This window comes from Pantoea brenneri (assembly GCF_038594305.1).
Taxonomy (GTDB): domain Bacteria; phylum Pseudomonadota; class Gammaproteobacteria; order Enterobacterales; family Enterobacteriaceae; genus Pantoea; species Pantoea brenneri.
The window spans coordinates 1,722,992-1,742,756 of the sequence record NZ_JBCGBG010000001.1 but is presented as its reverse complement, the minus strand read 5'-3'; the positions used below and the strand labels follow the sequence as shown (position 1 = coordinate 1,742,756).

The following is a 19,765-nucleotide window of genomic DNA, read 5'->3' as shown; positions in this document are numbered from 1 at the left end:
GTGTTCAGTAGGGGGAAGCAGATGTCAGGCAACGGCCTGCACTTCTGCTACCGGCACGATCAGACTGGCGTGATTGCCTTTCGGACCTTCGTGGACATCAAACTGAACTTGCTGGCCAGCTTTCAGCGTTCTGTAACCATCCATCTGAATCGTTGAGTAGTGGGCAAAGATGTCTTCGCCACCGCCAACTGGACAGATAAAGCCAAAGCCTTTGGCGTTATTGAACCATTTAACTGTACCCGTCTCCATGCTTTTACTTCCCTCGCAAGACATTTTATAAGTAGGTGAGGTCATTGAAGCTGTGAGTCGAGTTTGATTAAAACTCAATCAGCTTGTGCAAGTAGAATGTAGAGAAATGGCCGCTGGCGTCAAGCAAACCCCCGGGCTCGGTGGGGAAAAAATCATCAAAATTTGAGGCAGTTAACGCTATTGCGAATTTTGTGATACAGGTCGCGGGTGGGAATTTCTGAATAAATTTTCATCAGCGGCCAGTGGCTTGACAGGCATGTTAAACTCTCAACATGTAGCCGCTTAAATGCGATGGGCGAAATCTCAACGGAACACTATGGCAAACACAAACGACTGGCTTAACTTTGAACATCTGGCCGAAGACAAAGTACGCGAAGGGTTAAAGCCGCCTTCAATGTATAAAGTCATTCTGAATAATGACGATTATACACCTATGGAATTTGTTATTGACGTTGTACAAAAGTTCTTTTCTTATGATGTTGAACGTGCAACGCAACTGATGTTGAAAGTTCACTACCACGGCAAGGCGATCTGTGGTGTATTTACCGCAGAAGTCGCCGAGACTAAAGCGGCCCAGGTGAACAATTATGCGCGGGAAAACCATCATCCGTTGCTGTGTACGCTGGAAAAAGCCTGATCCCGTCTCCATATAGGAAACAGGTCAGAGCGATAATTGGGGGAGGTGCCTAATGCTCAATCAAGAACTGGAACTCAGTTTAAATATGGCTTTCGCCAGAGCGCGTGAGCACCGTCATGAGTTTATGACCGTCGAGCATCTGTTACTGGCATTGCTCAGTAACCCGTCGGCCAGAGAGGCATTGGAAGCCTGTACGGTGGACATTGTGGCTCTGCGGCAGGAACTCGAAGCCTTCATCGAACAAACCACACCCGTTTTACCTGCCAGTGAGGAGGAGCGCGATACACAACCGACGCTCAGCTTCCAGCGCGTATTACAGCGTGCGGTTTTCCATGTCCAGTCATCCGGTCGCAGCGAAGTTTCCGGTGCGAACGTGCTGGTCGCTATCTTCAGCGAGCAGGAGTCGCAGGCCGCTTATCTGTTGCGTAAACATGAAGTCAGCCGCCTTGATGTGGTGAACTTTATTTCACACGGTACGCGTAAAGATGAGCCTGGCCAGGCGCCTGGCGCAGAAAATCCGGTTAACGAAGAGCAAGCAGGCGGGGAGGATCGTATGGAAAACTTCACCACCAATCTCAATCAGCTTGCTCGCGTCGGTGGCATCGATCCACTGATCGGTCGCGATAAAGAGCTGGAGCGTACTATCCAGGTACTGTGCCGTCGCCGTAAAAATAACCCACTGCTGGTGGGGGAATCGGGCGTCGGGAAAACCGCCATAGCGGAAGGGCTTGCCTGGCGTATCGAGCAGGGCGACGTGCCGGAAGTGATGAAAGACTGCACCATCTACTCGCTGGATATTGGTTCGCTGTTAGCCGGCACCAAATACCGCGGTGACTTTGAGAAACGTTTCAAAGCGCTGCTGAAGCAACTCGAGCAGGATGAGAGCAGCATTCTGTTTATCGATGAAATCCATACCATCATCGGTGCAGGTGCCGCCTCGGGCGGCCAGGTTGATGCCGCTAACCTGATTAAACCGCTGCTTTCGAGCGGGAAAATCCGGGTAATGGGTTCCACCACCTATCAGGAGTTCAGCAACATCTTCGAAAAAGACCGTGCCCTGGCGCGTCGCTTCCAGAAGATCGATATCACGGAGCCCTCTGTTGATGAAACCGTGCAGATCCTGAATGGCCTGAAAACCAAGTACGAAGCGCACCACGATGTGCGTTACACCGCGAAAGCGGTACGTGCGGCGGTGGAGCTGGCGGTGAAATACATCAACGACCGTCATCTGCCAGATAAGGCAATTGACGTGATCGATGAGGCCGGTGCGCGTGCGCGCCTGATGCCAGCCAGTAAGCGCAAGAAAACCGTTAACGTGGCTGACATTGAAACCGTGGTCGCACGCATTGCCCGTATTCCGGAGCAAAGCGTCTCGGCAACCGATCGCGATACGCTGAAAAATCTCGGCGACCGCCTGAAAATGCTGGTGTTTGGACAGGACAATGCCATTGAGGCACTGACGGAAGCGATCAAAATGAGCCGGGCAGGATTGGGTCAGGATCGTAAACCCGTCGGCTCGTTCCTGTTCGCCGGACCGACCGGTGTCGGTAAAACCGAAGTCACGGTACAACTGGCGAAAGCGCTGGGCATTGAACTGCTGCGCTTTGATATGTCCGAGTACATGGAGCGTCACACCGTCAGTCGTCTGATTGGTGCGCCTCCGGGTTATGTTGGCTTTGATCAGGGCGGCCTGCTGACGGATGCGGTGATCAAACATCCTCATGCGGTGGTACTGCTGGATGAGATTGAGAAAGCGCACCCTGACGTGTTCAACCTGCTGCTGCAGGTGATGGATAACGGTATGCTGACCGATAACAACGGTCGCAAAGCGGACTTCCGTAACGTGGTGCTGGTGATGACCACCAACGCCGGGGTACGTGAAACCGAACGTAAATCTATCGGCCTGATTCATCAGGACAACAGCACCGATGCGATGGAAGAGATCAAGAAGATCTTTACGCCAGAGTTCCGCAACCGTCTGGACAACATCATTTGGTTCAGTCACCTGTCACCAGAGGTGATTCATCAGGTGGTCGACAAGTTTATTGTCGAGTTGCAGGCGCAGCTGGATGCGAAAGGGGTATCGCTGGAAGTCAGTGATGAAGCACGTGACTGGCTGGCTGAGAAGGGCTATGACAAAGCGATGGGGGCCCGTCCGATGGCACGCACCGTACAGGAAAGCCTGAAAAAACCGTTAGCCAATGAACTGCTGTTTGGTTCGCTGGTGGATGGCGGCTCAGTCTCGGTGGCGCTGGATCGTGAAAAAGGTCAGCTGACCTATCACTTCCTCAGCGCAGAGAAACGCAAAACAGAAGGCACCGTGCACTGATTGACGGCAGCCAGATATGAAAAAGGCCGGATTCTCATCCGGCCTTTTTTTTCGCTGCATTTCTGGTGCCGCGAGACTATCGCAGCTTAGCGACTACGGAAGACAATGCGGCCTTTGCTCAGGTCGTACGGGGTCAACTCGACTGTGACTTTGTCGCCCGTCAGGATGCGGATGTAGTTTTTGCGCATTTTACCGGAGATATGAGCGGTAACCACGTGTCCGTTCTCAAGTTCTACGCGGAACATGGTGTTAGGTAACGTATCCAGTACGGTACCTTGCATTTCAATATTGTCTTCTTTGGCCATCGAATCCTCTGGGTGTACTACCTTTCAGTTGAACCGGCAAGATAATGCCCAATTCAACGATTTATGTAAAGAACCGTCGGCGATTTTGCCAACGCTTTGCCGTGCTTCGCGTCATAACGCGAGCATTACGGAAAAATTCGGGTGTTTATGTGACGTCTGCGGGGGATTAGCGGGCTAAGAATCTGTATCAACCGGTTACACGCGCACGATTGAAACAGTTCCGAGAGTGCGTTGAGATTCCCAGCCTGGCAATTCCGGCTTGTAAAAACTAAGCGCGGACGACATACCAAACTCGACTATTATATCACTTATACGCCTTTATGTGTGCAAAACATCTGCGCGCGGCTAAAAAAGGGTTTGTGTTCGCCAGCATCCGTCGCTGACCGGTTGCCACGCAAGGCTTTGTACATATTGCAGATAGTCAGCACGCGGGATTTCCAGCGCGCCCAGTGAAGCCGTATGCGGGTTAAGTACCTGACAATCCACCAGTCGGCCCTGATGTTTGATGAAATGCTGACAGAAAACCAAAAGTGCGGTTTTTGACGCGTTCTCCTGACGACTGAACATCGATTCACCGCAAAAGATTTGGCCCAGCGCCAGGCCATACATTCCGCCTACCAGCTTGTGCTCATCCCAGACCTCAATCGAATGCGCATGACCGGATTCATACAGCCTCAGCCACGCACGTTTGACCTCAAAGGTAATCCAGGTTCCTTCTTCACGACCCGTGGCGCAGCCGTCAATCACCTCAGCAAAAGCCTCGTTCATTGTCACGCGATAAGGCGAGCGCTGATGAAAACGCTTCATACTGCGGCTAAGGTGAAAATGTTCCGGCAACAGTACCGCGCGTGGATCGGGTGACCACCAGAGAATCGGATCGCCGGGTGAAAACCAGGGGAAAATGCCGTGCTGATAAGCGTTAAGTAAGCGTGCAGGGGAAAGATCGCCGCCCATCGCCAGCAAGCCATTCGGCTCGCGCAGGGCCATCTCCGGTGGCGGAAATTGCAGAGATTCCCGTGACAGTTGTACCAGTCTCATTGCGTTGTTCTACTCATCAGCATGTCGCTAGACTATAGCGCAATCCGCTGCCGGAAACGCCAGTAGCGGCCCGCTTTTGAGATTAATTCGGCATGGCTGCCTTGCTCGACAATCACACCGTTATCCATCACACAAATGCGGTCCATTTGCTCCAGTCCGCTCAGGCGATGAGTCACCATCATCACCGTTTTGCCGATGGTAAGCCGCTGTAGCAGGCTGAGAATGTGCTGCTCAGTGGTGGCATCCAGCCCTTCGGTGGGTTCATCCAGCAGCCAGAGATCGCCATCATGCAGCGCCGCCCGGGCAATCGCCAGGCGTCGTAGTTCACCACCCGACAGTGGGCGACCACCTTCGCCCAGCCAGGCGTTTAAACCCTCCGGCGTCTCCAGCAGGCGCTGCAGGCCGGTATCGATCAGTACCTGACGTAATGTTTCATCGCTGGCGGCAGGGCAGGCCAGCAGCAGGTTATCACGCAGGCTCTGACTGAACAGATGAACCCGCTGAGTCACCACGCTGATACGCTGGCGCAGTTCCGATTCCGGCCAGGAGGCGATCGGCAGATCGTTCAGGCTGATTGTGCCAGGCTGGCACTCCCAGGCACGGGTCAGCAGCGCCAGTAAGGTCGACTTCCCACAGCCGGTAGGACCGAGCAGCGCAATGCGTTCACCCGGGTTAACCTGCAGCGAGAGCTGATTGAGTACCTTATCCGGACGATCGGGATAGCTGAAATCGAGCCGATCAATCTCTACCGCCAGGCTACCGGTCCGGGCGCGACCCTGCGTCGGGAAGGTGATGGCCGGGACCTGATCGATAATGTCATTAACCCGCTGCGCCGAGGTGATCACCTGTGACATCGGCAGAAAAGCCGTGGCAACCGGCGCCAGCGCTTCAAATGCCGCCAGCGCACAAAAAACCACCAGTGCGATCAGCGAGCCGGGTAACTGCTGTTCGCTGATGCTGCCTGCACTCAGCCACAGTAGCGAGGTCACCGTCAGGCCGCTGATCAGCAACAGCAGACTCTGCGCGGCAGCCTGTAAACGTAGCTGCTGGCGCTGCGCCTGAAGCCAGTGCTGTTCCTGCTCATCGAGCTGTTTACGCCACGCCTGTGAAGCGCCATACAGGGTAAGTTCTGCCTGACCGGCCAGCCAGTGCATCAGCTGGGTGCGCCAGCGGGCCCGGCCATCGGCAATGGCTACTCCGGCTGGCGAGCCAAGACGATAAAACAGCGCCGGCAGGATAATCAGGGTGCCCAGCATGATAGCGCCCAGCGTCAGTCCGAGCTGAAGATCGATAAAACTCAGGCCGAGGGTGACCACCATCGTCACCACCAACGCGCCTGCCAGCGGAGAAATGACCCGCAGATAGAGATGATCGAGCGTATCGACGTCTGCAACAAAACGGTTGAGCAGATCGGCCTGGCGAAAACGCGATAGTTGGCCCGGTGAAAGCGCAATCAGGCGGCTGAAGGTATGCACTCGCAGATGCTGCAATACGCGGAAGGTCGCATCGTGGCTGACCAGCCGTTCAGCATAGCGGGCAGCGGTGCGGATGATGGCTGCGCCGCGAACGCCAGCAGCAGGCAGCATATAGTTGAAACTGTAAAGTCCGGCCACGCCGGCTACTGAGGAGGCGGCAAGGAACCAACCGGAAAGCGTCAGCAAGCCGATGCTGGCCAGTAAAGTGAGAATCGCCAGCATTACTCCCAGCGCCAGGCGAAAAGGGTGACGCAGCCAGAGGCGCAGGAACGGACGTAAAGCGGACATCAGCCAATCTCCTGTTGACGGTGTTTCAGCATCTGATTGAACGGCCCCGCTTGTTGCGACAGCGTCTGCCAGTCACCCTGTTGCACCAGTTTGCCGGCCTCCATCACCCACAGCGTCTGCCCGTCGCTTAATGCATCAAGCTGATGGGTAATCATCAGCGTGGTCTGTTGGCTGGCCGCCTGATTCAGCGCCTGCATCACATGACGTTCGCTGAGCGCATCCAGACTGGCTGCCGGTTCATCCAGCAATAATAAATGCGAGGGTTTATAAAGCGCGCGCGCAACCGCAACGCGCTGTGCCTGGCCGACCGACAGCTGGTTACCGCCATCGCCGGGCTGTGTCTCAATCCCCTGCGGCAGCCGTGGCAGGAATTCGTTAACGCCACTGGTTTCGAGCACCGCAGCAAAGCGTGCGGCGTCCCAGCTGGCGTTCATCACAATATTGTCGCGCAGCGTGGCGGCCGGTAACTGAGGATTCTGCCCAACCCAACTGAGCTGCTGATGCCAGTCAGTACGGCGAATGTCACGGATTTCAACCCCGTTTGCCTTCAGCGAGCCCTGATAGGGCAGAAAACCCAGCAGGGCGTTCATCAGGGCCGTTTTGCCGGCACCGCTTTGACCGACCAGCGCGACGCGTTCGCCTGGCGCCAGAGTAAAGTTAAGCGGGCCACACAGCGGCTGACCATCGGGTGCACAGATCAACAGATCGACTGCGGCGAGATCGAGCGGGCCAGTGGCAGTAAACGGCGTGTCACCCTGCGACGGGCCGCTGGTTGGGCTGCCCTGCATGAACTGTTCGAGCGCATCGGCACCGCCGACGGCCTGCGCTTTTGCATGATAAAACGCCCCTAAATCGCGCAGTGGCTGGAAGAATTCAGGCGCGAGAATCAATACCAGGAAACCAGCAAACAGGGTGACGCCCTGACTGTAATCCCCGAAGTGCAGTTCGCCGAGATAAGAAAAACCAAAATAAACCGCCACGACGGCAATCGCTAACGAGGCGAAGAATTCCAGCACCGCCGAAGAGAGAAACGCCAGACGGAGCACTTCCATGGTGCGCTGACGGAAGTCAGTAGTGGCCACCGCTACCGCCTGTTGCTCAGCCGCGCCACGGTGAAACAGCCGCAGCGTTTCGCGGCCGCGTAAACGATCAAGGAAATTACCGCTCAGGCGCGCCAGTACCAGAAAGTTGCGACGGTTTGCTTCGGCTGCGCCCATCCCGACTAACGCCATAAACAGCGGAATCAGCGGCGCGGTCGCGAACAGAATCAGACCCGCTGTCCAGTTAAGCGGAAAGATCGCCAGCAGGATGCAGCAGGGGATCAGCACGGCCAGCGTCATTTGCGGCAGGTAGCGAGCATAATAGTCCTGCATCTCTTCGATTTGCTCGAGCAGCAGGGTGGCCCAGCTGCCGGCGGGCTTGCCCTGAATCCATGCCGGACCGAGCGCTGATAAACGATCCAGCACCTGCTTACGTAATGCCTGACGAATAGCCTGACCGGCACGGTAGCCGACCCGCTCGCGGGCATAATTGATCGCAGCGCGCAGCACGAAGCAGAGCAATAGCAGCAGCATCTTGCCAGCCAGTGCTGCACGTGGTTGCTGTTCAATAATCAGTGCCTGCAGCAGCGAAGCCAGCAGTGCGGCCTGAACAATGATTAACAGTGCGCTAACCACGCCCAGCAGCGTGCTCAGTCGCAACCAGCGACCGGCGAAATGACGTTGCTGACGTAGCCAGCGGGTGAGGTGCTGCTGCCGGGTTTTGTCCATGCGAGACCATGCGTTGAGCCGATGAGCGATGAAAATAATGGGGCATTTTCATCCCGTCCAGGCGCAAGAATCTAGCATGCGGGCAATAAAAAAGGCGACTGAAAAACAGTCGCCCGGAACATTTGAGATCAGAGGGTTAACAACTTACTTATCGTTTTTAACCAGCCCGTCAAGAAAACGTTCAGCATCTAACGCAGCCATACAGCCGGTGCCGGCCGAAGTAATGGCCTGGCGATAGATGTGGTCCATGACATCACCCGCGGCGAACACCCCAGGAATGCTGGTCTGGGTCGCATTACCGTGCAGGCCAGACTGGACTTTGATGTAGCCATTTTCCAGCTCAAGCTGACCGTCAAAGATGGCCGTATTCGGGCTGTGGCCGATCGCTACAAACAGACCGGCGACGTCCAGCGTTTCGGTCTCTTCACTGTGCAGGGTTGAGCGTAAAGTCAGGCCGGTAACACCCATCTGATCGCCCACCACTTCTTCCAGCGTACGATGGGTGTGCAGCACGATATTGCCGTTGCGGACTTTTTCCATCAGGCGATCAATCAGGATCTTCTCTGCACGGAAACTGTCACGACGATGGATCAGATGCACTTCCGCCGCGATGTTAGCGAGGTAAAGCGCCTCTTCAACCGCGGTGTTACCGCCGCCGATCACCGCCACTTTTTGATTGCGATAGAAGAAGCCGTCGCAGGTGGCACAGGCGGAAACACCTTTGCCTTTAAACGCCTCTTCCGACGGCAGGCCCAGGTAACGGGCAGATGCGCCGGTCGCGATGATCAGTGCATCGGCAGTGTACTCGCCGCTGTCACCGGTCAGGCGGAACGGACGGTTCTGCAGATCGACCGTGTGGATATGGTCGAAAATGATCTCAGTATTGAATTTTTCGGCGTGCTCATGCATGCGTTCCATCAGCGATGGACCTGTCAGATCGTGCGGGTCGCCCGGCCAGTTTTCCACCTCGGTGGTGGTGGTCAGCTGTCCGCCTTTTTCCAGACCGGTGATTAATACCGGATTCAGGTTGGCGCGTGCAGCATAAACGGCTGCGGTATAACCCGCTGGACCGGAGCCCAGAATGAGTAACTTACTGTGTTTGGCCGTACTCATGCGTTCCTCAGTTTCATTCGGCTGACATAGCCTGCGATTGTAGGGAATATCCGGCGGCAAAGACAAGGCTTAGGCAATTTTGTTAACGATAGCTGCAAACGGCGTAGACGATGAGTCGGCTTTTTGCCTGCCGGCTGCGCCAAAAGGGGGCAAAAATCGGTTTTTGCTGGTGCAGCAGTTCAAAAATACTCATTTAAAAACAGATACCCAGCGGTCTGTCTGGCATCTTGTACTGAATTTGGACATTTTACTTTGACAATCGCCTGCGCTTTTGCGAAAACATTATCAGAAGCGAATAACATTAATCGGAACAAAACAGGGTTTCCTCTCCTGTTTTGCACACAACTCCGAATAAATGCAGCCTGATATTGGTAATGACGCATGATGTGGACAGACAACATGCGTCATACGGATGAGTGTGAAAGCGCACAGGCTCGGTTAGTTCACTTCAGAAATGCCCCGAACAATGAGCGTTTTCAGGGCGTGGCAGGTAAAGGGAAGGAATTAAGAGAGACAATAATAATGGTAGACAATAAGAAACGCCCCGGGAAAGACCTCGACAGAATTGACAGGAATATTCTGAATGAACTTCAGAAAGATGGTCGCATTTCAAACGTGGAACTTTCCAAACGCGTAGGATTATCGCCTACGCCATGTCTTGAGCGTGTGCGTCGTCTCGAACGCCAGGGTTTCATCCTTGGCTATACCGCGCAGTTAAACCCACATTATCTTGATGCTTCACTGCTGGTGTTTGTTGAGATTACTCTGAATCGTGGCGCGCCCGATGTGTTTGAGCAATTTAACGCCGCTGTACAAAAACTTGAGGAAACTCAAGAGTGTCACCTCGTTTCTGGCGATTTCGACTACCTGCTGAAAACGCGCGTACCTGATATGTCCGCTTACCGTAAACTGCTGGGTGAAACCCTGCTGCGCCTGCCGGGCGTAAACGACACGCGGACTTACGTGGTGATGGAAGAGGTTAAACAGAGCAATCGGCTGGTGATCAAAACTCGCTAATGCGGGGCAGGTGCAAAACCTGTGAGATTTCGGTACACTCCTGTGAATTCATACAGGACCAGCGTCGGGCCAGCCCGACGCTGTTGCTTCTTACTTTACAGGCACCTGGAGAGTTCTCTTGAGCCAGGAATACACAGAAGATAAAGACGTTTCGTTACAATCGCTGAGCAGTGGACGTCGTCTGCTGGAAGCGTTGCTCATCCTGGTGGCGCTTTTTGCCATCTACCTGATGGTTTCTCTGGTCAGTTTTAACCCTTCCGACCCGAGCTGGTCGCAAACGGCCTGGCATGAACCTATTCACAATATTGGCGGCAGCGTTGGCGCCTGGCTGGCTGACACCTTACTTTTCATCTTTGGTGTGATGGCGTACGCCATTCCTCCGGTGATCCTCGGCCTGTGCTGGATTGCGTTTCGTCAACGTGATAACCAGGACTATTTTGACTATTTCGCTGTTGGCTTACGTCTGATCGGCGTGCTGGCGCTGGTGGTTACCACCTGCGGCATGGCGGCGCTGAATGCGGACGACATCTGGTACTTCGCCTCAGGCGGCGTTATCGGCAGTCTGGTGAGTAATGCGATTGCCCCCTGGTTTAGTCCGGCTGGCGGCACGCTGACCTTACTCTGCGTCTGGGCGGCGGGCATTACGCTCTATACCGGCTGGTCGTGGCTGACTATCGCCGAAAAAATCGGTGGCGTGGTGATGGGTGTGCTGACGTTTGCCAGCAACCGTTCCCGTCACGATGAGCCCTGGCAGGAAGAAGAGGATGAGCCGGAAGCGCGTGAGCAAGTTGACGCGCCGCTGCTGCGTGCCGCTAACCCTGACGATGAGGACGATGTGCTGCTTTCTGCACCGCGCAGTGCGGCTGCCGGGGTGGAGCTTTCTCAGCAGGATCCGCTGCTGGCGAAAGCCGCTGCCGCAACCAGTGCAGCCGTAGCGGCCACCACGCAAGCGGCAGAAGGGGCGATCGCCCCAGCGTCTGCGCCAGCGACATCCGCAGCCTCGGTGCCGCCATCCGCTGTACCGCATACGCCGGCAACTTCAGCGCCTGTCTCGCAGCCAGCAGCAGCCCCGGCCTTTACGGCACCGCCGACCGCGGCACCGGCAGCCAACCACGCCACTGAGTCAGCGTTTGCCGCAGCCAGTACGCCTGCGCATAACGCGCCAGCGGAGAATCCGCCGTTATACCGTTTTGAGATGCCGGATGAAGCGTCTGCTTCGCCGTCGTTCAGCGCCTATGACGATGATGAGCCTAAGATGGGTAACTGGCGTGATACGCCATCGATGCCTGCCGCACCGACCGCAGCCGTAGCAGCGGCTGCCACGACTGCCCAGGCGGCGCGCACCGCACCGGTATTCGATCTGGCGCCTGAAACCAACCTCAATCCGCAGGTTAAGCAGGGCATTGGTCCGGCACTGCCGCGTCCTAATCCGGTAAAACTGCCAACCCGACGTGAGCTGGCCTCGTATGGCATTAAATTGCCTTCTCAGCGCATGGCGGAAGAGAAGGCGAAAACCGAAGAGAGTGTTTCGGCTGCACCTGTCGAAGCGGAAGCGGAAGAGGCGATGCAACAGGCTGAACTGCGTCAGGCATTCCAGTCTGAACAGCAGCAGCGTTATGGCACTGGCTGGCAGCAGGATGACGAAGATGAGCAGGAAGCGCAGCAGCAGGCCGCGCTGGCTCGCCAGTTCGCCGAACAGCAACAGCAGCGTTATGAGCCGGAAGTGAAAAAAGAGGCCCCGCTATTTAATCTGGATACGGCGTCCGCTTTTGACTTCTCACCGATGAAAGATCTGGTCGACGAGGGTCCGGTCGAGCCGCTGTTTACGATAGCCGCCACGCCGGAACCGGAAGCCCCTGCGGCCTCGCATGAGCCATGGCAACAGACGCGTGAAGTTTCAACACCTCAGGCTGCCGCACAGGTGCCGGCACCGACCGCTTTTGCGCCAGCTGCGTCAGAGCAGTCTGCCTATACCGCATCGTCTGCGACGCCGTCGCCGTACTCTGCCTCACCGGCAGCCGAACAGACGCCAACGCCAGCCGCGCCACAGCAGTCTGCCTATACGGCACCTGCCGCAACGCAGCAGCACACCGCTTCACCTGCGGCACCACAGGCAGCCGCGTATACTTCGCCTGCTGCCGCGCCGGTTGAAGAGGTTAAGCCGACGCTGCATGAAAGCCTGATCCATCCGTTCCTGATGCGTCATGAACAGCCGCTGGAAAAACCGTCTACTCCTCTGCCTTCGCTGGATCTGCTGACCGCACCGCCAGAAGAGGAAGAGCCGGTCGATATGTTCTCTCTGGAACAGACAGCCCGGCTGGTTGAGTCGCGCTTAGGCGATTACCGGGTGAAAGCCGAAGTGGTTGGCATCTCACCTGGTCCGGTGATTACCCGCTTCGAACTGGACTTAGCGCCGGGCGTTAAAGCTGCGCGTATCTCCAACCTGTCGCGGGACCTGGCCCGTTCACTCTCCACTGTTGCGGTACGCGTAGTGGAAGTGATCCCGGGTAAACCTTATGTCGGTCTGGAATTACCGAATAAGCATCGTCAGACGGTTTATCTACGTGAAGTGCTGGACTGTCCTAAGTTCCGTGACAATCCTTCACCGCTGGCAGTGGTGCTGGGTAAAGACATTGCGGGCCAGCCGGTGGTGGCCGATCTGGCGAAAATGCCACACCTGCTGGTCGCCGGTACCACCGGTTCCGGTAAGTCAGTTGGCGTTAACGCCATGATCATCAGCATGCTGTATAAAGCCACGCCGGAAGAAGTCCGCTTCATCATGATCGACCCGAAAATGCTGGAGCTGTCAGTCTATGAAGGGATCCCGCATCTGCTGACCGAAGTGGTTACGGACATGAAAGACGCCGCCAATGCGCTGCGCTGGAGTGTCGGTGAAATGGAACGTCGTTATAAGCTGATGTCGGCGCTGGGCGTGCGTAACCTGGCGGGTTACAACGAAAAAGTGGAGCAGGCCGAAGCGATGGGCCGTCCTATTCCCGATCCGTTCTGGAAGCCGGGCGACAGCATGGATATGACGCCGCCAGTGCTGGAAAAACTGCCTTATATCGTGGTGATGGTCGATGAGTTTGCTGACCTGATGATGGCGGTCGGCAAAAAAGTTGAAGAGCTGATTGCCCGACTGGCGCAGAAAGCCCGTGCCGCCGGTATCCACCTGGTGCTGGCGACGCAGCGTCCTTCGGTAGATGTGATTACCGGTCTGATCAAAGCCAACATCCCGACGCGTATTGCCTTTACCGTGTCGAGCAAAATTGACTCCCGTACTATCCTCGACCAGGGCGGCGCGGAATCGTTGCTCGGTATGGGTGACATGCTTTACATGCCGCCGAACTCTTCAATGCCAGTCCGTGTTCACGGCGCGTTTGTCCGGGATCAGGAAGTGCATGCTGTGGTTCAGGACTGGAAGGCGCGGGGTCGCCCACAATACATTGAAAGCATTACCGCAGGTGAAGAGAGCGAAGGCGGTGGCGGCATCGACAGTGATGAAGAGCTTGATCCGCTGTTTGACCAGGCGGTGGGCTTTGTGGTCGACAAACGACGCGCCTCTATCTCCGGTGTTCAGCGTCAGTTCCGCATCGGCTATAACCGTGCCGCACGTATCATTGAACAGATGGAAGCGCAGGGCATCGTCTCTGCACCGGGACACAATGGTAACCGTGAAGTGCTGTCGCCACCGCCGCACGATATGTGACGTCTGACGATACGTTTTGCAACATTAATCAATGAGCCAGTCCTGACTGGCTCATTGTTTTTACGCGGTTTAACCCCATATCTGAGAGAGCTTTCGGTTTATTCTCCTGTTCTGATGGCGGAATGGCGACCAGGCTTAATGCAGCTATTCATGGGAACGTTTAAATAAGGAATTGAAGCAGATGAAATTACGCGTAATTGCTCTTGGCCTGCTGGCCACCTTTTCTTCAGCCAGCGTACTGGCTGATGCTTCCAGTGATCTGCAACAGCGCCTGAATAAGGTCAGCAGCTTCCACGCCAGCTTTACCCAAAAAGTGACCGACAGTAGCGGTGCCAACGTGCAGGATGGTGAAGGCGAGCTGTGGGTAAAACGTCCCAGCCTGTTTAACTGGCACATGACCGCTCCGGATGAAAGCATCATCATTTCCGATGGCAAATCGCTGTGGTTCTACAATCCTTTTGTTGAACAGGCGACCGTCAGCCTGTTGCAGAATGCGACCAGCAACACCCCATTTATGTTGATTGCCCGCAATCAGTCTAATGACTGGAAGCAGTACAACATTAAACAGCAAGGGGACAACTTCGAACTGACGCCAAAAAACAGTGACGGCAACCTGAAACAGTTCACCATTCAGGTGACGCCAGGCGGAACCATTAACCGCTTCAGCGCCATTGAACAGGATGGTCAGCGCAGCGATTATCAGCTGAAAAGCCAGCAGAATGGCGCGATCAGCCCGGATAAATTTACGTTCACTCCGCCAAAAGGCGTAACGGTGGACGATCAACGTCAGTGAGGTCACAGTGAGTAACCTGTCCCTGGATTTTTCCACTGAAAATTTCAAACCTCTGGCCGCGCGTATGCGGCCAGAAACGTTGAAACAGTACATTGGTCAGCAGCATCTGCTGGGTGTCGGAAAGCCATTGCCGCGCGCCATTGAAGCAGGCCATCTGCACTCAATGATTCTGTGGGGGCCACCCGGGACCGGCAAGACCACGCTGGCTGAAATTATCGCGCACTATGGCAACGCCGATGTGGAGCGTATTTCTGCGGTAACCTCCGGCGTTAAAGAGATTCGTGAAGCCATTGAGCGCGCCCGTCAGAGCAAACAGGTCGGGCGACGTACCATTCTGTTCGTCGATGAAGTTCATCGCTTCAACAAAAGCCAGCAGGATGCGTTTTTACCGCACATCGAAGATGGCACCATCACCTTTATCGGTGCCACGACTGAGAACCCCTCGTTTGAGCTGAACTCGGCGTTGCTGTCGCGAGCCAGAGTCTATCTGCTGAAATCGCTGACCCACGACGATATCGAACAGGTGCTGGATCAGGCGATGCAGGATAAAGTGCGTGGCTACGGCGACAGCGACATTGTGCTGCCAGAGAATACCCGCCGGATGATCGCTGAACTGGTCAATGGCGATGCCCGACGGGCGCTGAATACGCTGGAGATGATGGCCGACATGGCCGAAACCAACGCGTCGGGCCAGCGTGAACTGACACCGCAACTGCTGAATGAAGTCTCAGGCGAACGATCGGCACGTTTCGATAACAAAGGCGACCGCTTTTACGATCTGATCTCGGCGCTGCATAAATCGGTACGCGGCTCTGCGCCGGATGCTGCGCTTTACTGGTACGCACGCATTATCACCGCGGGCGGCGACCCGTTGTACGTGGCACGGCGTCTGCTGGCGATTGCTTCTGAAGATGTCGGCAATGCCGATCCGCGCGGCATGCAGGTGGCGATTGCGGCCTGGGACTGTTTTACCCGCGTTGGCCCGGCGGAAGGGGAGCGTGCCATTGCCCAGGCAATCGTCTATCTGGCCTGCGCACCGAAAAGCAACGCAGTCTATACCGCCTTTAAAGCGGCAATGCGCGATGCACGTGACCACCCTGATTATGACGTGCCGGAACATCTGCGTAATGCCCCGACCAGGCTGATGAAAGAGATGGGCTTAGGCAAAGAGTACCGTTATGCCCATGACGAGGCGAACGCCTACGCGGCTGGCGAAGTCTACTTTCCGCCTGAAATGGCGCAGGCGCGTTATTATGTCCCTACTCAGCGCGGGCTCGAAGGTAAGATTGGCGAAAAGCTAAGCTGGCTGGCTGAGCAGGATCAAAATAGCCCGACAAAACGCTACCGCTGAAACAGACGTTACGGTAATGTGGTCAAGGTTTTCAACGCATTCCGCTGGAATGCGTCCCTTCTTTCAATCAACTTTTAAATACACAGGATAAGCATGCTCGATCCCAATCTGCTGCGTAACGAGCCAGACGCAGTCGCAGAAAAACTGGCACGCCGGGGATTTAAACTGGATGTGGAAACGCTGCGTACGCTTGAAGAGCGTCGTAAAGTCTTGCAGGTCGAAACAGAAAACCTGCAGGCGGAGCGCAATGCCCGATCCAAATCCATCGGCCAGGCCAAAGCCCGTGGGGAAGACATCGAGCCACTGCGTCAGGAAGTGAATGCGCTGGGCGAACGCCTGGATGCCGCTAAAGCAGAACTGGATGAACTGCAGAATCAAATTCGTGACTTTGCGCTGGCGCTGCCAAATATTCCGGCAGATGAAGTGCCACTGGGTAAAGATGACAGCGAAAACCAGGAAGTCAGCCGCTGGGGCGAACCGCGACAGTTCGACTTCGAGGTAAAAGATCACGTTGAGCTGGGTGAAGCGGCGAAAGGGCTTGATTTTGCGGCCGCCGTGAAGCTGACCGGTTCACGCTTTGTGGTGATGCAGGGCCAGATCGCGCGTCTGCATCGCGCCCTGAGTCAGTTCATGATCGACCTGCACACTGAGCAGCACGGTTATCTCGAAACCTACGTGCCTTACCTGGTCAACCATGAAACGCTGTACGGTACCGGTCAGTTGCCGAAGTTCGGTGAAGATCTGTTCCATACCCGTCCGCTGGAAGAGGAATCAGACAGCAGCCACTATGCGCTGATCCCAACGGCGGAAGTCCCGTTGACCAACCTGGCGCGTGACGAGATTCTTGAAGAGGAGAGCCTGCCGGTTAAGCTGACTGCGCATACTCCGTGCTTCCGTTCTGAAGCCGGTTCTTATGGCCGTGACACTCGCGGCCTGATCCGTATGCATCAGTTCGATAAAGTCGAGATGGTGCAGATCGTAACGCCGGAACAGTCAATGGATGCGCTGGAAGAGCTGGTCGGCCACGCCGAGAAAGTTCTGCAGCTGCTGGACCTGCCTTATCGTAAGGTTTTACTCTGTACCGGCGATATGGGCTTTGGATCGACTAAAACCTACGATCTGGAAGTCTGGTTACCGGCTCAAAATACCTATCGTGAGATCTCCTCATGCTCCAACATGGGCGATTTCCAGGCGCGCCGTATGCAAGCGCGCTGCCGCAGCAAGCAGGATAAGAAACCGCGTCTGGTTCATACCCTGAATGGCTCAGGTCTGGCAGTGGGTCGTACGCTGGTGGCGGTGCTGGAAAACTATCAGCAGCAGGATGGCCGCATCGTGGTGCCTGAGGTTTTACGTCCTTACATGAACGGCGTTGAGATTATCGGCTAAGCCCGCACTGAATAGCAGACCCGGCTTCGGCCGGGTTTTTTTATGTCTGTTATCTCTGCGCAGGGTTAGTTCGTCTTAGGAACTTATCACAAATTAACGTTATCGATATCAGAGCAGCTGAACGGCTTAAAAATCCTGTTTTTCATAGAGATAGCATTTGTGGTTCTGCCGCTTAGTCTGTTTGTAACCCACTGATGATTAGTAAATTAAATTGTGATACAGCAAAATGTGCTGCAACAAATTTGTCCCCATTGACTTTAAAAAAGCCAATGGCAAACTGCGCGCAATTTCCTTCATTCGCTTTGGTTCCTGCCCCCTATGTCAACCTGGTCACGTCCCGTGATATTGCTGCTTTGCGGCTTGCTGTTAATGACCGTCTCAATCGCCGTACTTAATACGCTGGTTCCGCTGTGGCTGACCCATGACTTACTGACCACATGGCAAGTGGGTATCGTCAGTTCATCCTATTACACCGGCAATCTTGCTGGCACAGTGCTGGCTGGCTGGTTAATCAGACAGTACGGATTCAACCGCAGCTACTATCTCGCCACCGGCCTGTTTGCCGTGGCGACGATCTGCCTGGCGATGATGGAAGGCTTCTGGGCGTGGAGTTCGCTGCGATTTATCGCTGGCGTCGGCTGTGCGCTGATGTGGGTGGTAGTGGAGAGCGCGTTGCTGTGCAGCGGCACGGTGCGCAATCGCGGCCAGCTACTGGCTGCCTATATGATTGTCTACTATCTCGGCACCGTGGCCGGACAACTGCTGGTCAGTAAGCTGTCGACAGAATTGTTAAGTGTGATCCCGTGGGTAACCAGCCTGGTGTTTTGTGCGGTATTGCCGCTGGTCTTCACCCGTGTTTCTGCCAGCAGTGAACCGGCTGAAGCGGCCCCAGGACGCATCTGGCCAATGCTGCGTCGTCGCAGTTCGCGCTTGGGCATCAACGGCTGCATCATCTCAGGCATCGTTCTGGGTTCGCTTTACGGCCTGATGCCGCTCTACCTGTCGCATCAGGGTATGAGCGATGCCAACGTCGGTTACTGGATGGCATTGCTGGTGAGCGCAGGTATCGTCGGTCAGTGGCCGATTGGCCGGCTGGCTGACCGCTTTGGCCGCATGCTGGTATTACGGGTCCAGGTGTTTGTAGTGATTCTGGGCGCGATGGCCATGTTGACTAACGCCGCGATGGCGCCGGCACTGTTCGTGCTGGGGCTGGCGGGTTTTACACTCTATCCGGTGGCGATGTCATGGGCCTGTGAAACGGTAGCGCACCATGAACTGGTGGCGATGAATCAGGCGCTGTTGATGAGCTACACCGTTGGCAGTCTGGTGGGGCCGGGAATGACCTCAATGCTGATGCAAAATTACTCTGACCGGCTGCTGTTTGTGATGATTGCAGCAGTGGCACTGATCTATCTGGTGATGCTGCTGCGTAAAGCGAATCATCATGCCACGCCGGTGGCGCATGCCTGAGGGCAGGGTATGAAAAAGGGAGCCACGGGCTCCCTTTTTATTGTTATCTGGCTAATCAGTACATCACTTCGTGGCCATAGCTGGCGAGAATATTTTTAACTCGCTCCATCGTCTCTTTGGTTGGCGGTTTGACTCCATCCAGCTTGTATTCTTCACCCATCGCAATCCATTTATGCTTGCCCAGTTCGTGGTAGGGCAAAAGCTCAATCTTTTCAACGTTTTCCATATCGCGGGTGAATTCACCCAGCCGGTGCACGCTATCGTCGTCGTCAGAATAGCCAGGCACGACCACAAATCGAATCCAGGTCCGTTTACCTTTTTTCTGTAGATAGCGGGCAAATTCCAGCGTGCGGTGATTCGATACGCCAACCAGAATCTGGTGAATTTCATCATTCATCTGTTTGAGATCGAGCATTACTAAATCGGTCACCTCAAGCAACTCATCGATAACCGGATCGTAGCGGCGGACAAAGCCGTTGGTATCAAGACAGGTATGAATGCCTTCAGCTTTACAGGCGCGGAACCAGTCGCGCACGAATTCAGCCTGAAGAATTGCCTCACCGCCCGACGCCGTGACGCCGCCGCCTGAGGCGTTCATAAAATGACGATAAGAGAGTACATCCGCCATCAACGCCTCGACGCTGATCTCTTTCCCGCCGTGGGTGTCCCAGGTGTCACGGTTGTGACAGTAGAGACAGCGCATCAGGCAGCCCTGGAAGAAGGTAATGAAACGGATACCGGGACCATCGACGGTTCCGCAGGATTCGAATGAGTGGATACGACCGTTGACTGACATTGCGATGTTTTCTCCAGTGAGTCTGCCGGGACAGACGGCG

General features: G+C 55.4%; 15 protein-coding genes. 8 read left to right on the top strand and 7 right to left on the bottom strand.

What is annotated here, in order from left to right; all coding sequences use genetic code 11:
• Window positions 1–24: 24 nt before the first annotated feature.
• Window positions 25–249 (bottom strand): cold shock-like protein CspD, encoded by a 225-nt coding sequence (cspD, locus tag AABB92_RS08135; RefSeq protein WP_046288420.1) that lies wholly within the window; start codon window positions 247–249, stop codon window positions 25–27.
• A 316-nt stretch (window positions 250–565) separates the two neighbouring features.
• Between cspD and clpS the strand changes: the two genes are divergently transcribed.
• Both clpS and clpA read left to right on the top strand, forming a co-directional pair.
• Complete coding sequence (gene clpS / locus AABB92_RS08130; RefSeq protein ID WP_003849318.1) at window positions 566–886, top strand: ATP-dependent Clp protease adapter ClpS; 321 nt, start codon at window positions 566–568, stop codon at window positions 884–886.
• Window positions 887–938: 52 nt separating this feature from the next.
• The gene (gene clpA, locus AABB92_RS08125) at window positions 939–3,215 is read left to right on the top strand and encodes an ATP-dependent Clp protease ATP-binding subunit ClpA (protein ID WP_031376985.1); all 2,277 of its coding nucleotides are present in this window, start codon (window positions 939–941) and stop codon (window positions 3,213–3,215) included.
• A gap of 86 nt (window positions 3,216–3,301) precedes the next feature.
• Here clpA and infA read toward each other — a convergent pair whose 3' ends face one another.
• The 5 genes from infA to trxB all read right to left on the bottom strand — a co-directional run bounded on the left by infA (window position 3,302) and on the right by trxB (window position 9,203).
• Entirely contained in the window at window positions 3,302–3,520 is a 219-nt protein-coding gene (gene infA / locus AABB92_RS08120; RefSeq protein ID WP_002211347.1) for a translation initiation factor IF-1, read from the bottom strand.
• A gap of 345 nt (window positions 3,521–3,865) precedes the next feature.
• Window positions 3,866–4,558, bottom strand: a complete 693-nt coding sequence (gene aat, locus AABB92_RS08115; protein WP_031376984.1) for a leucyl/phenylalanyl-tRNA--protein transferase — start codon at window positions 4,556–4,558, stop codon at window positions 3,866–3,868.
• A gap of 32 nt (window positions 4,559–4,590) precedes the next feature.
• Entirely contained in the window at window positions 4,591–6,321 is a 1,731-nt protein-coding gene (gene cydC / locus AABB92_RS08110) for a heme ABC transporter ATP-binding protein/permease CydC (RefSeq protein WP_031376983.1), read from the bottom strand.
• On the bottom strand, window positions 6,321–8,090 hold the full coding sequence (gene cydD / locus AABB92_RS08105; protein WP_031376982.1) for a heme ABC transporter permease/ATP-binding protein CydD: 1,770 nt from the start codon (window positions 8,088–8,090) through the stop codon (window positions 6,321–6,323). The genes cydC and cydD overlap by 1 nt, the downstream gene beginning before the upstream one ends.
• A 144-nt stretch (window positions 8,091–8,234) precedes the next feature.
• Window positions 8,235–9,203: a thioredoxin-disulfide reductase gene (gene trxB, locus AABB92_RS08100; RefSeq protein WP_031376981.1), complete on the bottom strand. Its 969-nt coding sequence runs from the start codon at window positions 9,201–9,203 to the stop codon at window positions 8,235–8,237.
• Window positions 9,204–9,725: 522 nt separating this feature from the next.
• On the opposite strand from trxB, the gene lrp reads away from it, so the two are divergent.
• The 6 genes from lrp (at window position 9,726) to AABB92_RS08070 (ending at window position 18,929) form a co-directional block, all read left to right on the top strand.
• A complete protein-coding gene (gene lrp, locus AABB92_RS08095; RefSeq protein WP_006118610.1) occupies window positions 9,726–10,220 on the top strand; it encodes a leucine-responsive transcriptional regulator Lrp in 495 nt (164 codons plus the stop codon).
• 118 nt (window positions 10,221–10,338) lie between these two features.
• Window positions 10,339–13,929: a DNA translocase FtsK gene (locus AABB92_RS08090; RefSeq protein ID WP_046288419.1), complete on the top strand. Its 3,591-nt coding sequence runs from the start codon at window positions 10,339–10,341 to the stop codon at window positions 13,927–13,929.
• A gap of 181 nt (window positions 13,930–14,110) precedes the next feature.
• Entirely contained in the window at window positions 14,111–14,722 is a 612-nt protein-coding gene (gene lolA, locus AABB92_RS08085; protein WP_031376650.1) for an outer membrane lipoprotein periplasmic chaperone LolA, read from the top strand.
• 7 nt (window positions 14,723–14,729) lie between these two features.
• On the top strand, window positions 14,730–16,073 hold the full coding sequence (locus AABB92_RS08080; protein WP_031376649.1) for a replication-associated recombination protein A: 1,344 nt from the start codon (window positions 14,730–14,732) through the stop codon (window positions 16,071–16,073).
• Window positions 16,074–16,166: 93 nt separating this feature from the next.
• A complete protein-coding gene (gene serS, locus AABB92_RS08075; RefSeq protein WP_031376648.1) occupies window positions 16,167–17,459 on the top strand; it encodes a serine--tRNA ligase in 1,293 nt (430 codons plus the stop codon).
• A gap of 318 nt (window positions 17,460–17,777) precedes the next feature.
• Window positions 17,778–18,929, top strand: a complete 1,152-nt coding sequence (locus tag AABB92_RS08070) for an MFS transporter (RefSeq protein ID WP_031376647.1) — start codon at window positions 17,778–17,780, stop codon at window positions 18,927–18,929.
• Between the two features lie 55 nt (window positions 18,930–18,984).
• Here the strand turns inward: AABB92_RS08070 and pflA are convergent, their stop codons facing one another.
• A complete protein-coding gene (pflA, locus tag AABB92_RS08065) occupies window positions 18,985–19,725 on the bottom strand; it encodes a pyruvate formate lyase 1-activating protein (protein ID WP_031376646.1) in 741 nt (246 codons plus the stop codon).
• Window positions 19,726–19,765: the final 40 nt, after the last annotated feature.

Coding starts and splice junctions, on each gene's coding strand:
- clpS (WP_003849318.1), top strand. CDS start 566: ATGGCAAACACAAACGACTGGCTTAACTTTGAACATCTGGCCGAAGAC.
- clpA (WP_031376985.1), top strand. CDS start 939: ATGCTCAATCAAGAACTGGAACTCAGTTTAAATATGGCTTTCGCCAGA.
- cspD (WP_046288420.1), bottom strand. CDS start 249: ATGGAGACGGGTACAGTTAAATGGTTCAATAACGCCAAAGGCTTTGGC.
- pflA (WP_031376646.1), bottom strand. CDS start 19,725: ATGTCAGTCAACGGTCGTATCCACTCATTCGAATCCTGCGGAACCGTC.
- lolA (WP_031376650.1), top strand. CDS start 14,111: ATGAAATTACGCGTAATTGCTCTTGGCCTGCTGGCCACCTTTTCTTCA.
- lrp (WP_006118610.1), top strand. CDS start 9,726: ATGGTAGACAATAAGAAACGCCCCGGGAAAGACCTCGACAGAATTGAC.
- aat (WP_031376984.1), bottom strand. CDS start 4,558: ATGAGACTGGTACAACTGTCACGGGAATCTCTGCAATTTCCGCCACCG.
- AABB92_RS08070 (WP_031376647.1), top strand. CDS start 17,778: ATGTCAACCTGGTCACGTCCCGTGATATTGCTGCTTTGCGGCTTGCTG.
- cydD (WP_031376982.1), bottom strand. CDS start 8,090: ATGGACAAAACCCGGCAGCAGCACCTCACCCGCTGGCTACGTCAGCAA.
- cydC (WP_031376983.1), bottom strand. CDS start 6,321: ATGTCCGCTTTACGTCCGTTCCTGCGCCTCTGGCTGCGTCACCCTTTT.
- infA (WP_002211347.1), bottom strand. CDS start 3,520: ATGGCCAAAGAAGACAATATTGAAATGCAAGGTACCGTACTGGATACG.
- serS (WP_031376648.1), top strand. CDS start 16,167: ATGCTCGATCCCAATCTGCTGCGTAACGAGCCAGACGCAGTCGCAGAA.
- trxB (WP_031376981.1), bottom strand. CDS start 9,203: ATGAGTACGGCCAAACACAGTAAGTTACTCATTCTGGGCTCCGGTCCA.